Source organism: Sphingomonas aerolata (genome assembly GCF_003046295.1).
GTDB lineage: Bacteria > Pseudomonadota > Alphaproteobacteria > Sphingomonadales > Sphingomonadaceae > Sphingomonas > Sphingomonas aerolata.
Genome location: NZ_PZZN01000001.1, coordinates 374,438 through 388,479, shown reverse-complemented (window position 1 = coordinate 388,479; position 14,042 = coordinate 374,438). Strand labels below are relative to the sequence as shown.

Sequence of the window (14,042 nt, the reverse complement as noted above, 5' to 3'; positions counted from 1 at the left end):
CTCTGCATGCCCCACTCCGACGGCACCGTCTCGATCACCGTGAACGGCGAGCACAAGCGTGTTTCCACCGGCCTCAGCCTTGCAGGGCTCGCGACCGAACTGGGCCTCATCCCCGAAAAGATCGCAGTCGAACGCAATATGGAGGTGGTGCCGCGTTCGACGCTGGCGGACGTGATGGTCGAGGATGGCGACGACCTCGAGATCGTGCACTTCGTCGGCGGCGGCGATCATGCCGCGGCGATCAACACCGACAGCTGGACGGTTGCCGGCCGCACCTTCCGCTCGCGGCTGATCGTCGGCACCGGCAAGTACAAGGATTTCGCGCAGAACGCCGCCGCGGTCGAGGCCTCGGGGGCAGAGATCGTCACCGTCGCCGTGCGCCGCGTCAACGTGTCGGATCGCAATGCGCCGATGCTGACCGACTTCATCGATCCGAAGAAGATCACCTACCTGCCCAACACCGCGGGCTGTTTCGATGCCGAATCGGCGATCCGGACGCTGCGGCTGGCACGCGAGGCGGGCGGCTGGGAACTGGTGAAGCTCGAGGTGCTCGGCGAGGCGAAGACGCTTTATCCCGACATGGTCGAGACGCTGCGCGCGACCGAGATCCTGGCGAACGAGGGTTTCAAGCCGATGGTCTATTGCGTCGACGATCCGATCGCGACCAAGCGGCTGGAGAATGCGGGTGCGGTCGCGATTATGCCGCTGGGTGCGCCGATCGGCTCCGGGCTTGGCATTCAGAATCGCGTGACGATCCGGCTGATCGTCGAGGGGGCAGGGGTGCCCGTGCTCGTCGATGCGGGCGTCGGCACCGCGTCGGATGCGGCGGTGGCGATGGAGCTTGGCTGCGACGGCGTGCTGATGAACACCGCGATCGCCGAGGCGAAGGATCCGCTGATGATGGCGGCGGCGATGAAGGCCGCGGTCGAATCGGGGCGGCTTGCCTATCGCGCGGGGCGGATGGGGCAGCGGCGTTATGCCGATCCCTCGAGCCCGCTTGCCGGCCTGATCTGACACCATGACGCAAACGTCACGGAACCCTCGATAAAGACGGCCGTTATAGTCTCACAAGTTCAGAGCGGTACGATTGGCGTATCGCACAACATAGTGGAGGCTCTCATGGGCGAATTCACCGATAAGGTCGCAGCCGCAGGCAACAAGGTCGCAGGCAACGTCAAGGAAGCCGTAGGCAAGGCGACCGACAACGACCGTATGGTCGCAGAGGGCGAAGCACAGCAGGCCAAGGGTACCGCGCAGAACGTCAAGGGCAGCGTCAAGGGCGCACTCGGCGACGATATCTAAGCTTAGGCTTGATGACAGAAATATGGCCGCTTCGGGAAACCGGAGCGGCCTTTTCTTTGGCGTCGCCGTCGCGCGCTGCGCGGGACCTGGTAATGGTGTCGCTGCCGACCAGGACAGCCAAATGATTAAGCGAGATACTCCATGACCCTGCCGACCCGCAGCTACGCCGCCTTCCTGTTCGACATGGACGGAACGATCCTGACGTCGATCGCGTCGGCCGAGCGTACCTGGACCAAATGGGCGATCGCGCATGGCCTGGATGTCGCGACCTTCCTGCCGACGATTCACGGCGTTCAGTCGGTCGAGACGGTTCGGCGGCTGGGTCTGCCCGGCGTCGACCCGGTCGTCGAAGCGGCGGCGATCACCGCCGCCGAGATGGAGGATGTCGAAGACATTACCCCGATCCGTGGTGCGGCTGATTTCCTCGCGACACTGCCGGCCTGGCGCTGGACGATCGTGACCTCGGCACCGCGCGCGCTGGCCGAGCGGCGTCTTGCCGCCGCGGGTCTGGCGATCCCGGCGCAGTTCATCGCGGCCGAGGACGTCGCAAACGGCAAGCCCGCGCCCGACTGTTTCCTGCTGGCCGCCGAGCGTCTGGGTGTACCGGCATCCGACTGTCTTGTCTTCGAGGATGCACCGGCAGGTATTGCGGCAGCCGATGCCGCGGGATCCGATGTCGTCGTCATCACGGCAACGCATGGCCGCGACCACCGCGTGGACGCAGCGCGGCATGCGATTGTGGATTATGACGGTGTTGAGCTTACGGCCGACGGTCCTGGTCGCTGGCGGCTTGGCCGCGAATAAGGGCTGGATCATGACATCGTCGATCCGGCCGCATGACGGGTAACTATCCGAGATTGATCTGTTTTCGACGCATTATGGATATACACTGGTAATGAGTTGAGCGCAGGATCGGCGGATGGAATTTCCGGTGCGACCAGCCAAGCTCGAACGCTTCATGGACGACCAGGCCGTACTCGCGCGCATCGCACCGAACCCCGCGGTCGCGCAGATGCACCGCGACCTCGAACGATATTATCGCGAGCAACTGGATCAGGCGCTGCGCCTGATCTGATCACGGGGGCCGCAATCAAGCCGGGGCCTGGATCAGAATAACTCCCCCTGCGGCCCCTGTGGCGCGCGGAACAGGTCACACCGCAATCCGACCCGTTCCGCGTTAAGTCCGTGCTTCCGCACGGCAATATCGAACCTCGTCTTGAGCAGGTCCGCCCAGGGGCCTTGCCCCTTCATCCGGCTGCCGAACCCCGGATCATTGTCGCGTCCGCCGCGGATCGACTGGATCGTCGCCATGACTTTGCCGGCGCGATCGGGAAAATGCGCGTCCAGCCACGCACGGAACAGCGGCGCGACTTCCCAGGGCAGGCGGACCGGGATGAAGAACGCAAAACGCGCACCGGCCTGTGCGGCGCGCGCGATCAGATGTTCGATCTCGTGATCCGTGATCGCGGGGATTACCGGCGCGATCGAGACATAGACCGGCACGCCCGCCGCCGCGAGCGCGCTGACCGCCGCAAGCCGTCGCTCGGGATGCGGCGCGCGGGGTTCGAGCGTTGCCGCGATCTTCGGATCGAGCGACGTGATCGACATCGCGACCGCGGCCAGACCCTTTGCCGCCATCGGGGCGAGCAGATCGAGATCGCGGATGACGCGATCCGACTTGGTCGTGATCGTCAGCGGGTGGTTGGTCTCGGCCAGCACCTCGATGATGCCGCGAGTGATCCGCCAGTCGGCTTCGATCGGCTGATAGGGATCGGTGTTGGTCCCCAGCGCCATCGGCCGCGCGCTGTACCCCGGTTTCGCCAGCTCGGCCCGGAGCAGCGCGGCGGCGTCGGGCTTGGCGAAGAGCCGGCTTTCGAAATCGAGGCCGGGCGACAGATCGTGAAACGCGTGGCTCGGTCGGGCAAAGCAGTAGATGCAGCCATGCTCGCAACCGCGATAGGGATTGATCGAACGGTCGAAGGGGATGTCGGGCGACGCATTGCGACTGATGATCGTCCTGGCCCGCTCGACCGTGACCGTCGTCCGCAGCCGGGGTGCCGCGCCGTCGATCGCATCGCGCGCATCAAGCCAGTCGCCGTCCGCTTCGGTCTGCGGAAGGTTGAAGCGCGTGCTCTCGCCGTTCAGCGTCGCGCCGCGTACCGGGCGGGGTCTGGTCATCCCCGATACTAGCATTGGGCGAGGAACGAATAAAGAACAAACGGGCGGCGTCCCCGACGCCGCCCGGTGTCGTCATGCGCGTTCAGAACCTGACGCCGAACCCCGCGATCGCCTGGTGGCGGCTGAAATCGAGGCTGGTCTTGGTCGTGCCGTCGTTCGCCTCATAGCCGTTATAATCGGTGTAGACGTACTCGAGCTTGCCGTAGAAGCGCGACGAGAACGCGGTCTGGATACCGGCCCCCGCGTGGAAGCCGCTGAGCGAGTCGGATCCCGCGACGTTGTTTTCCTCAACCGTCGCGTTGCGGTTGCTCAGGCGCAGCCGGCCACTCGAAAAGCCGCCCTTCACATAGAGAAGCGTCGTCGGGGACAGGAGATACCCGCCGCGGGCGCCGACGGCGATGTTGCGGTTCGCGGCGATGCAGGTGCGATCGCCCACGCTCACGATGTCGTTCTCGCACTCCTTCGCGCTCGACCCTTCGAGACCGGCATAGACGCCGAGCACCGCGCTGACATTGACCTGCGCGTCATAGCCGACCTCGCCGCCATAGGTGACGCCGCTCTTGCCGACGCGGACATTTGCCGAGTCGGTCGCCGTGTCGACGTTCAGCTCGGAAATGACGCGTTCATAGCCGATCCGCGGTTCGACCCGCAGGCCCGACACCTGGCTCGCCGGATTGCCGCGCGAATCGCGGTCGAATCGATCATAGGCGCGACCGTCATAGGTCCGGCCGTCGGACGACTGCGCCACGACCGGCGTGGCGGCCGTCCCGGCTGCGACGAGCGCGAGCAGGTAGATTTTACGCATACTGATACTTCCCCCTTGCCGCCCGTCGTCGTCGACGGGCCGGTACCTGCCTGGTATCGCGCGGGAATGCTGACAGGACGTTAACCGGAAGCGCGGCAGGCCGGGTAAGGCGCCGCGGATGGTCGCGGGGCGGTTTTGCGCGTAGAACGGGGCATGGCAGAGAATCTGACGACGGTGGAGCGGGCCTTCGAACTTGCGCGGTCCGGCGAGTGCGATTCGGTCAACGGTCTGCGCCAGCGATTGCGTCGCGAGGGGTATGACGCGGTGCATCTCCACCTCCACGGCGCGGCGATCAACAAGCAGCTCGTCGATCTGATCCACGCCGCGAGAGGCTGAACGCCACGATCATTTCTGGGCGAGGATCAACTCCTTCGGCATGTTGAGGCCCGACGCGGCCCAGGCGGATGCGGTGCGGCAGGTGATCCGGTCGATGCGGGTGCCGGTGACCGCGGGTTCGGTCAGGCAATATTTGCGCGACTTCGCATCATATTTCAGCGTCGTCATCTGGGCCTGTGTCGCGCTTCCCCGCGGAGCGGCGTTCGCGATCGTCGGGCTGGCGGCCGTGGCGATGGCGATCGTGATGAGGGTGACGGTGCGGCCGAGCGTGCGCGTGGTTGGCAGAGCGGGCATGACGGTGTGTCCTTCCAGAAGATGAGGTCGAGCCGCCCGGGGGCGGCATGAAGACCAATGCATCTGGCGTGCCAGTTGACTACTACACTAAGACACTTCGCTTCTGCGCTCTAAAACCTCGTCTTTTTGCCCGCAGCGGCGATCGGCACGATCCACGCCCAGCGGAAATCGCGCCATCAGTTGGGAATCGATGCCGAAACATGGCCCGTCGACGTGCGCGGTCAGCGCTCGAGCAGGCGCGGCATCAGTTCGACGAAGTTGCAGGGCCGGTGACGGCTGTCGAGCTGGTCGCGCAGGATCCCGTCCCACCCGTCCTTCACAGCGCCGGTCGAACCCGGCAGCGCGAAGATATAGGTGCCGTGCGCGACACAGGCGCAGGCCCGCGACTGCACCGTCGACGTGCCGATCGTCTTGTAGCTGAGCATCCGGAACAGCTCGCCGAACCCGGGGATCATCTTTTCGGCGACGCGCTCGACCGCCTCGGGCGTCACGTCGCGGCCGGTGACGCCGGTGCCGCCCGTGGTGATGACGCAATCGACCGCCGGATCATCGATCCAGGCGTGGAGGCGGGCGACGATCGTCTCGACGTCATCCTTCTCGATCCGGCGGTCGGCGAGCACATGCCCTGCCTCTGCCAGTCGTGCGACGAGCGTATCGCCCGAGCGATCCTCGGCCAGTCCGCGCGTGTCGGACACCGTCAGCACGGCGATCCGGACCGGCAGGAAGGTCCGGCTTTCGTCGATTGGCATAAACGATCAGTCCGCGCGTGTGACGGTGGAGGATTGCGCACCGACGCTGGCGTTGACCGCGATCATCGGCTGATGCGCGGTGAGGCTCGCGCTCGCGCGTGCATTGGGCCGGGCGTTCATGCGGATCGCGGTCGCGCCGGGCAGGCCGGGGAACCGCGGCCACATGCCCTGCGCCAGTGCGTTGCGGCTGGTCGAGGCCTTCCGCCCACCCTGCGCCTCGTACATCCAGTAGTTGCGCAGCACGGTGGTGACGTAACCGCGCGTCTCCCAATAGGGAATGCTCTCGATATACAGCAGCGGATCGCCATTATCGTGGACGATTGCGTTCCAGTCGCCGACCGGGCGCGGGCCCGCATTATAGGCTGCGATCACCTTGGGCAGCAGCCCCCCGGTAACGCCGGCCATGTCGCGCAGCCGTTCGAGATGCCGCTGGCCGATGTCCATGTTTGTCGACGGTTTGGTCAGCGCCTTGAGGTCGATCGACGTGCCGCGTTCGCGCGCGAAATCGGTCGCCGCCGCGGGCATGATCTGCATCAGGCCGTAAGCACCCGCGGGGCTGCGCACCGTGTTGCGGAAGCGCGATTCCTCGAGCGTGTGCGCGTAGACTAGCGCCTTGTCGATGTGCCAGCCGCTGTCAGGCGTCCAGTTCGGCGTCGGATAGCGCGCCTCGGCCGCGGTGGTGATCCCCTGCGGGCAATTATGCGCGAGCCAGACGGTCGTGGCGGGCAGGCTGAGCGCCTCTGCGACCCGGACGAGATTGCGGAATTCGCGGGGATCGCCGATCTTCGCCTGCTGGCGGATGACGGTATCGGCCAGATCGGTCTCGCCGACCTCGACGAGCGCGGCTGCGACGCGGACATTGGGGCGCTTCTCGACGACCTTCCAGTCGCGAGCTACCACGCCGCCTGGACCGCTGCCGCCGACCCGCGCGGGATCGGCCATCGCGAGCTGCTGGCGTGCGAGCTGGCCGTAGAAGCTTTCGCCGAACTGCGCCGCAGCCTTCAGCCGACCCTGGATCTTGTCGGGACGTGCGCAGACCATGTCGGCGCGCGACGCCCAGTAGAGCGCCGCCGCGCGCAGGTCGACATCGCCCGCGCGTGCCGCGACGCCTTCGAACCCCGTGCCGGCGTTGGCACAGTCATTCTGTCGCCACGCAGCCAGCGCCCCGACCCAGCGGGCCTGGACCGCCCATTCGCCGACACCGTCCTGGCCCTTGGCGGCCATCACGCGCGCATTGGCGTCGTCACCCTGGAGGAAATAAATCCACGCGATCTTCTGCTGCCATTCGGTCAGCGTCTCGGGCGTGAGCCCGGGCGTGCTGTCGAGCAGCGACTGTGCCTCGCGGCCCATGTCCGCCTTGACGTAAGGCTGCATCTTCAGCGCGAGGTCGGCAGCGATCATATCGCCTTTGAGGCTCTTCGCGCGCACCCGACGCGGTGCGCCGTCCTGCCAGATCAAACGCTGCGCGACGGGCAGGGGAGGCAGATCGACCGCACCGCGGACCGCGGCGAGGCGTGCAATCTGTTCCGCCTCTGGCAGCTCGGGGGCCTCGTTCAGCAGCGCGACGAGCGGCGCCATCTCGATCCGTGGCGATCCCTTGGCGATGTACATCTCGGCGCGCGCGATCGCATGGAGCGGGCCGGGCTTCATGGTATCAAGCTGGATCTGCGCATCGGTCCATTTGCCGTCGCGGATCGCGCCGAAGACCGCGCGATAGGCGTCACGCTGCGCCGGATCGAGCTGATCGGGAATCTGTTCGGCGGTCGGTGCACCGGCAACGAGTCGGGCATCGCCCGTACCGCTGTCGGCGATCGGTGCCGCCAGAGCGGGCAGCGGCAATGCCGCACAACCGAGCAGGATTGCGAGCGTGCGGGTCATGCCCGCGTCTCCTGAGACATCTGGCCCCCCATCAACATCTGCAAATCCTTCCAGGCTTCTGCCTTGGCCGCCGGCTTCTCGATCAGAAAGCGCGGGTGAAAGCTGGCGACCACGCCTGCTTCTCCGACCTTATGGCTAATTCCATGTAAACGTCCCCGCGCCGCCTGCAATTCCATCCCGAGGATGGCACGGCTCGCCGCATTGCCGAGCAGAAGCAACCGCTTGGGCGCAACAAGTTCGATGTGATGCTTGGCGATCTCCGCCAGCCGGTCCTCGACCTCGCGCTGGATGCGACCCGCGGTCGGGCGCTTGGCGCAGACCGCGGCGACATGGACCTCCGACCGGGTCAGCCCGATCGCGGCGAGCATGCGGTCGAGCAGGCGACCCGATGCGCCACTCAGCAGCTGTCCGGCGCCGCCATTGTCCGTGCCGTCGTCGCGATCGGGGCAGTCGGCAAGCACCATGACCGTAGCGTCAGCGGGCCCCTCGGCCGCCAGCGAAATGCCGTTCCATCCCGCCTCGGGCACATCCGCGCCGGTCCGCCAGGCCAGGAATTCGGTCAGCGAGAGCGGCATCGTGGCGACCGCCACCGGCGGTGCGACGGGCACGCCGGCGGGCGCCGGCGGCGCGATAACCAGCGGTTCGGGTGCCGCGAACCAGTCGCGCGGGGCGTCGTCGACGAGCATGTCGACACCGGCATCGTGCCACCAGTCGAGCACGCTGACCGCGGCGTTGCGCCAGTCGATGGTCTGATCCGCCCCCATATGTCTCCTATGCTGCGTGGTTGACGTGGCGGTCAACTCGCGCAATCGCCTAAATAGACGCGACACGGACAAGACGGTGCCGGCCCGAGCCCGAACGAACGGGAGGGGCGGGAAGCCGGGCAGACAGGGACCATCCCCCGGGAGACGATGATGACGACACGTGAATCGATGCCCTACGACGTAGTGATCGTCGGCGCAGGTCCCGCGGGGCTATCGGCAGCGATCCGGCTGAAACAGCTGGCGGCCGAGAAGGACGCGGACATCTCGGTCTGCGTGCTCGAAAAGGGATCCGAGGTCGGCGCGCACATCCTGTCGGGCGCGGTCATCGATCCCAAGAGCCTCGACGAGCTGCTGCCCGACTGGCGCGAGAATGGCTGTCCGCTGGCCGAGGTGCCGGTGACGGAGAATCATCACTGGATCCTCAGCAAGACGAAGAAGAGCGAGATGCCGCACTTTGTCACGCCGTCGTTCATGCACAACAAGGGCACCTATACCGGCAGCCTCGGCAATCTGTGCCGCTGGATGGCGGGCAAGGCGGAGGAGCTCGGCGTCGAGATCTTCCCCGGCTTCGCGGCCGCCGAGATCCTGTTCAACGACGACGGGTCGGTGAAGGGCGTCGCGACCGGCGACATGGGCGTCGCGCGCGACGGCACGCACAAGGGCGATTATACCCCGGGGCTCGAACTCCACGCCAAATACACCTTCTTATCCGAAGGCTGCCGCGGTCACCTGACCAAGCAGCTGATCGCGAAGTTCGATCTCGCCAAGGACAGCGATCCGCAGGTCTATGGTCTCGGCATCAAGGAGTTGTGGGACATCGATCCCGCGCTCCATTCGCCCGGCCGCGTCATCCATACGCAGGGCTGGCCGCTCAGCGAAACCGACGGGTCGAACGGCGGCGGCTGGATCTATCACCAGGCCAATGGCCAGGTCTCGATCGGCTTCGTCACGTGGCTGAACTACACCAATCCGCATCTTTCGCCGTTCCACGAGATGCAGCGCTGGAAGACGCATCCCGAGATCGCGGCGCTGCTGAAGGGCGCCAAGCGTGTCAGCTATGGCGCGCGCGCGATCAGCGACGGCGGGCTGCAGTCGATTCCGAAGCTGGTGATGCCGGGTGCCGCACTGATCGGCGACAGCGCCGGCTTCCTCAACGTGCCGCGGATCAAGGGAACCCACACCGCGATGAAGTCGGGCATGATGGCGGCCGAGGCCGCGGTCGAGGCGATCGTGTCGCAGCGCGGGCATGACGAACTCGCCGCCTATCCGGAGGCGTTCGAGCGCAGCTGGGTGAAGAAGGAGCTGTCGGTCGTCCGCAACGTCGTGCCGCTGGTCAAGAAGTTCGGCGACATGCTCGGGTCCGGCCTTGCCGGTGTGACGATGTGGCTCGAGCATTGGGGTCTGAAGGTGCCGTTCACGCTGCACCATCATCCCGATCACGAAAGCCTGTGGCGCAAGGATCTGGTCAAGCCGATCGTCTATCCCAAGGCGGACGGCGTGCTGACGTTCGACCGGCTGTCGTCGGTGTTCATCTCGAACACCAATCACGAGGAGGACCAGCCGGTCCACCTGACGCTGAAGGACCCGGCGGTGCCGATCGCCTACAACCTGCCGATGTACGACGAGCCCGCGCAACGCTATTGCCCGGCCGGCGTTTACGAGGTGGTGGGCGAAGAGACGGGCGATCCGAAGTTCGTGATCAACGCGCAGAACTGCGTCCACTGCAAGACCTGCGACATCAAGGACCCGACACAGAACATCAACTGGGTCGTGCCCGAGGGCGGTGGAGGCCCCAACTATCCCAACATGTAAGTCTGTGCTGCTGGCGATCGGCCTGCTGACCGCCCCGACGGCGGCGCTGGCCGACACCGGTGGTCTCTCTGCCTATCTCAAGGCGCGCGCCGCGGATGCGGACGGGAGGGTGATGATTGCCGCGGACCAGTATGCTCGGGCACTGGCGGCGGCACCCGACGATCCGGTCGTTGCGATCCGCGCCTACCGGGAGGGAATCGAGGCGGGCGACATGCCGCTCGTCGCGCGCGCAGCGGGGGTGCTGGCGAAAGCCGGGGTCGCGCCCGCGGACGCTGCACTGTTCCCGCTCGCCGCCGCCGCGCGCAAGGGCGACACCAGGGCGACCCGGACGGCGATCGCCACGCTCGGCAAGGGCCCGCTGGTGGTGCTCGCACCATCGCTGAACGCGTGGGTGGCGCGTGCCGAGCATCGTGACCCGGGCGCGGCGCTGGCAACCGCGGGCGAGGATCCGGTCGCGCGCCGCTTCGCTGCCGAGACGCGTAAGCGCATCGCTGCCGCCCCCGCGCGCCAGCCACTCGGCCTTGCCGTTGCACAGACACTCGCGGGTTTGGCGGGGGACCTTGTCGCAGGGGCGCCGTCGCCGCTGGCAATCGCGCTCGCTCAGGCGGCGGTGGAGGCCGATCCCGATTATGCCCCCGCGCGAATCGTCCTTGCCGACGCGCTTGCGCATAGCGACCGGGTCGACCGCGCAATGGCGGTCCTCGACAGGGTCGATGGCACGTCGCCGTCCGCAGAGACGGCGATCGCCAAGCGTCTCGAAATCCTGTCGGTTGCCGGCCGTGACGAGGCGGCGCTGGCCATCGCGAGGACACGCGCCGAGCGGCAGGAGGCGGTCGCCGGTGACTGGCAGCGTTACGCTGACCTGTTGCTGACGACCGGCGATGCGGCGGCGGCGGCGCAGTGGTATGGCCGGGTTCTGGCGGCGGACCGCAGCGCGCCGGCGGCCGCGCGCGGAAGCTGGGGGGCGTGGCTGCAATATGGCGGGGCGCTCGATCAGGCGGGCCGCTGGCCCGAGGCCCGCGTCGCGCTCCGCAAGGCGGTTGCCCTCGCCCCGACGCAACCGCTCGCGCTCAATTATCTGGGATTCGCACAGGTCGAGCATGGCGACGACATCGCGGGCTCGATTCGCCTGCTCGAACGGGCGAGCCGGCTCGATCCCGCCAACCCGTCCGTCACCGACTCGCTCGGCTGGGCCTATCACCGCGCCGGCGATACGCGACGCGCGCTGCCGTTGCTCGAGCGTGCCGCGCAGGCGGAGCCGACCAATGCCGAAATCGGCGATCATCTGGGTGATGCCTATTGGAGCATGGGCCGACGCTACGAGGCGCGCTATGCGTGGCAGGCCGCGATCGTCACCGGCGATGCCGAGGAGCGCGCGCGCATCGCCGCGAAGATCGACACCGGCTTGCCGATCGCTGCGCGCCGCTGACCCCTGATCCCGAGACCCCGATGCCGACGACGACCGAAACCGCACCTGCCAAGATCAATCTCGCGCTGCATGTGCGTCACCGCCGCGCGGACGGCTATCATGAACTCGAGACGCTGTTCGCTTTTGCCGAGCATGGCGACGCCGTCACGGTGCGCACGGCGGACGCGGACAGCTTCGCCATCATCGGACCGTTCGCCGCGGCATTGCGTCCGGCGGCGGGGGGCACCGACGCCGCGCCATGGGACGGCAACCTCGTGACGGCCGCAGCGGACGCGTTCGTCGCGACGTTCGGGATCGCCGCGCACCACGCGATCACGCTCGACAAGCGGCTGCCGATCGCATCCGGGATCGGTGGCGGGTCCGCCGATGCCGCGGCGACGCTGCGCGCGCTGGCGCGGTTGCACGGCGTCGCGGTGCAGGATCCGGCTCTTCACGACATTGCCGCCCGACTGGGTGCGGACGTGCCTGCCTGCCTCGTCAACCGGACGACGTTCGGGACCGGGCGCGGCGACACGCTCGTCGAGCTCGACGGGCTGGCGGGAACGCCGTTGCTGTGCGTCAATCCGGGGGTGGCGGTGTCGACCGCGGCGGTATTCGGCGCGTGGGACGGGATCGACCGCGGGCCGCTCGGCGAGGGGCCGCTGCTCGAACGCGCGATCGCCGGGCGCAACGACCTCGAGGCGCCGGCCTGCGCGATCGCGCCGGAGATTGCCCGCGTCCGCGCGCTGCTGGATGCGGCGCCGGGCGTGCTGCTCGCGCGCATGTCGGGGTCGGGGGCGACCTGCTTTGCGCTGTTCGACAGCATCGCGGCCCGCTATTCCGCGGCGACGGATGCCGCTGCGCAGGGCTGGTGGACGCTGGCGTGCGCGCTGCGCTAAACGCAGGTCAATTGCCGCGTTGAAACTGTTCGGCTTTGGGACTCCGGACGCTGTAAAATCGATTGCATCGCACCGGTCGGAGGCGTCAAATCGGGATGTCCACTACCGGATCGGCGCCACGGTTTGCCGACCGGCCCAAGGTTTCTCCCAAGACGCCGAAGCGGACCCATGATGGGAGGGCGGTCACCGAAAGGCGGCCGCCCTTTTTCACATTCCCCGATGTTCCGCACTTGTTCCGTGAGAACAAAAGCAATACATGGCGTTTGACGCGTTGAATGGCACGCGCGCTTGCTTTAGCGATGGGAGCTTATCGATGGCCGCTAATCTGAAAGTGATCGACACCGGCATGGCAACAGCAACCAACGACCGGCAGAAGGCGCTCGATGCCGCACTCGCGCAGATCGACCGCGCGTTCGGCAAGGGCTCGGCGATGCGTCTGGGCTCGAAGGAGACGATGCAGGTCGAGGTGATCTCGACCGGCTCGCTCGGGCTCGACATCGCGCTCGGCGTCGGCGGCTTGCCGCGCGGCCGCGTGATCGAGATCTACGGTCCGGAAAGCTCGGGCAAGACCACGCTCGCGCTCCACGTCATCGCCGAAGCGCAGAAGAATGGCGGCACTGCTGCGTTCGTCGACGCCGAGCATGCGCTTGACCCGGTCTATGCCAAGAAGCTCGGCGTCAACATTGACGAGCTGATCGTGTCGCAGCCTGACACTGGTGAGCAGGCGCTCGAGATCGTCGACACGCTGGTGCGTTCGAACGCGATCGACGTGCTTGTGGTCGACTCGGTCGCGGCACTCGTGCCGCGCGCCGAAATCGAGGGCGAGATGGGCGACAGCCATGTCGGGCTTCAGGCGCGCCTGATGTCGCAGAGCCTTCGCAAGCTGACCGGTTCGATCAGCCGGTCGCGTTGCATGGTGATCTTCATCAACCAGCTCCGCATGAAGATCGGCGTCATGTACGGCAACCCGGAGACGACGACGGGCGGCAACGCGCTGAAGTTCTACGCCTCGGTCCGTCTGGACATTCGCCGCATCGGTGCGGTCAAGGCGGGCGACGAGGTCACCGGCAACCAGACGCGCGTGAAGGTCGTCAAGAACAAGGTCGCACCGCCGTTCAAGCAGGTCGAATTCGACATCATGTACGGGCAGGGCGTCTCCAAGCTTGGCGAGATTCTCGATCTCGGCGTGAAGGCCGGGCTGGTCGAGAAATCGGGTGCGTGGTTCAGCTATGACAGCGTCCGGCTCGGTCAGGGTCGCGAGAATTCGAAGACCTTCCTCAAGGACAATCCCGAGACTGCCGATCGTCTCGAAAAGCAGATCCGCGCGCGCACCGACAAGGTCGCCGAGGAAATGATGGTCGGTCCCGACGCCGAAGACGACGCCTGAGTGAGAGTCGGAGCCCTTTTCCTCGCGGGGAAGGGCTCCGCTTCCTGCGACAGGGCGAGGCAGCGTCCAGGGCTGATGGGTCGGGCGAGTCTCGTCTCGCCTGGTTGAGCTGATAGGCCGCAGCGGGACGCGTGTTGGGCGATCGTCCGGAAATCCAGCGAGCCTTGGCGGGCATACGCTTCACGACTTGCGTCAAACGCGCCACAAGAGCTGATCTTGTGCGCACAGAC

General features: G+C 66.7%; 15 protein-coding genes. 9 read left to right on the top strand and 6 right to left on the bottom strand.

The genetic code is table 11. The annotated features are described in order from the left end of the window. Nucleotides 1-6 precede the first annotated feature (6 nt). The 4 genes from thiS (at nucleotide 7) to C8J24_RS17440 (ending at nucleotide 2,377) form a co-directional block, all read left to right on the top strand. Nucleotides 7-1,014, top strand: coding sequence for a sulfur carrier protein ThiS (gene thiS, locus C8J24_RS01900; RefSeq protein WP_107929900.1), 1,008 nt, complete (start codon nucleotides 7-9; stop codon nucleotides 1,012-1,014). Between the two features lie 105 nt (nucleotides 1,015-1,119). Further along, entirely contained in the window at nucleotides 1,120-1,302 is a 183-nt protein-coding gene (locus tag C8J24_RS01895) for a CsbD family protein (RefSeq protein WP_031394577.1), read from the top strand. A gap of 141 nt (nucleotides 1,303-1,443) precedes the next feature. After that, on the top strand, nucleotides 1,444-2,106 hold the full coding sequence (locus tag C8J24_RS01890) for an HAD-IA family hydrolase (protein ID WP_107929897.1): 663 nt from the start codon (nucleotides 1,444-1,446) through the stop codon (nucleotides 2,104-2,106). A gap of 115 nt (nucleotides 2,107-2,221) precedes the next feature. After that, entirely contained in the window at nucleotides 2,222-2,377 is a 156-nt protein-coding gene (locus tag C8J24_RS17440; RefSeq protein ID WP_156360324.1) for a hypothetical protein, read from the top strand. A gap of 32 nt (nucleotides 2,378-2,409) precedes the next feature. Here C8J24_RS17440 and C8J24_RS01885 read toward each other — a convergent pair whose 3' ends face one another. Continuing rightward, the gene (locus C8J24_RS01885) at nucleotides 2,410-3,480 is read right to left on the bottom strand and encodes a PA0069 family radical SAM protein (RefSeq protein WP_107929895.1); all 1,071 of its coding nucleotides are present in this window, start codon (nucleotides 3,478-3,480) and stop codon (nucleotides 2,410-2,412) included. An 82-nt stretch (nucleotides 3,481-3,562) separates the two neighbouring features. Then, a complete protein-coding gene (locus tag C8J24_RS01880) occupies nucleotides 3,563-4,285 on the bottom strand; it encodes an outer membrane protein (protein ID WP_107929892.1) in 723 nt (240 codons plus the stop codon). A gap of 153 nt (nucleotides 4,286-4,438) precedes the next feature. Here C8J24_RS01880 and C8J24_RS01875 point away from each other — a divergent pair, with 153 nt between their 5' ends. Further along, on the top strand, nucleotides 4,439-4,621 hold the full coding sequence (locus tag C8J24_RS01875) for a hypothetical protein (RefSeq protein ID WP_031394581.1): 183 nt from the start codon (nucleotides 4,439-4,441) through the stop codon (nucleotides 4,619-4,621). 9 nt (nucleotides 4,622-4,630) lie between these two features. Here C8J24_RS01875 and C8J24_RS01870 read toward each other — a convergent pair whose 3' ends face one another. The 4 genes from C8J24_RS01870 to C8J24_RS01855 all read right to left on the bottom strand — a co-directional run bounded on the left by C8J24_RS01870 (nucleotide 4,631) and on the right by C8J24_RS01855 (nucleotide 8,306). Beyond that, nucleotides 4,631-4,915: a hypothetical protein gene (locus tag C8J24_RS01870; protein WP_107929890.1), complete on the bottom strand. Its 285-nt coding sequence runs from the start codon at nucleotides 4,913-4,915 to the stop codon at nucleotides 4,631-4,633. 221 nt (nucleotides 4,916-5,136) lie between these two features. Continuing rightward, a complete protein-coding gene (gene moaB, locus C8J24_RS01865; protein ID WP_107929887.1) occupies nucleotides 5,137-5,664 on the bottom strand; it encodes a molybdenum cofactor biosynthesis protein B in 528 nt (175 codons plus the stop codon). A 6-nt stretch (nucleotides 5,665-5,670) separates the two neighbouring features. After that, nucleotides 5,671-7,542 carry a lytic transglycosylase domain-containing protein gene (locus tag C8J24_RS01860; RefSeq protein ID WP_107929884.1) on the bottom strand — a complete coding sequence of 624 codons (1,872 nt, stop codon included), beginning with the start codon at nucleotides 7,540-7,542 and terminating at the stop codon, nucleotides 5,671-5,673. Then, complete coding sequence (locus tag C8J24_RS01855; RefSeq protein ID WP_031394585.1) at nucleotides 7,539-8,306, bottom strand: uracil-DNA glycosylase; 768 nt, start codon at nucleotides 8,304-8,306, stop codon at nucleotides 7,539-7,541. Before C8J24_RS01855 ends, C8J24_RS01860 begins: the two co-directional genes overlap by 4 nt. Nucleotides 8,307-8,456: 150 nt before the next feature. On the opposite strand from C8J24_RS01855, the gene C8J24_RS01850 reads away from it, so the two are divergent. From C8J24_RS01850 to recA, 4 genes are all read left to right on the top strand, one after another. Further along, nucleotides 8,457-10,118, top strand: coding sequence for an electron transfer flavoprotein-ubiquinone oxidoreductase (locus C8J24_RS01850; protein ID WP_107931401.1), 1,662 nt, complete (start codon nucleotides 8,457-8,459; stop codon nucleotides 10,116-10,118). Between the two features lie 4 nt (nucleotides 10,119-10,122). After that, nucleotides 10,123-11,547 (top strand): tetratricopeptide repeat protein, encoded by a 1,425-nt coding sequence (locus C8J24_RS01845; RefSeq protein ID WP_244180340.1) that lies wholly within the window; start codon nucleotides 10,123-10,125, stop codon nucleotides 11,545-11,547. Between the two features lie 20 nt (nucleotides 11,548-11,567). Beyond that, complete coding sequence (locus C8J24_RS01840; RefSeq protein ID WP_107929882.1) at nucleotides 11,568-12,425, top strand: 4-(cytidine 5'-diphospho)-2-C-methyl-D-erythritol kinase; 858 nt, start codon at nucleotides 11,568-11,570, stop codon at nucleotides 12,423-12,425. A gap of 313 nt (nucleotides 12,426-12,738) precedes the next feature. Continuing rightward, nucleotides 12,739-13,812, top strand: coding sequence for a recombinase RecA (gene recA, locus C8J24_RS01835; RefSeq protein ID WP_031396669.1), 1,074 nt, complete (start codon nucleotides 12,739-12,741; stop codon nucleotides 13,810-13,812). The last annotated feature ends 230 nt before the right edge of the window (nucleotides 13,813-14,042 follow it).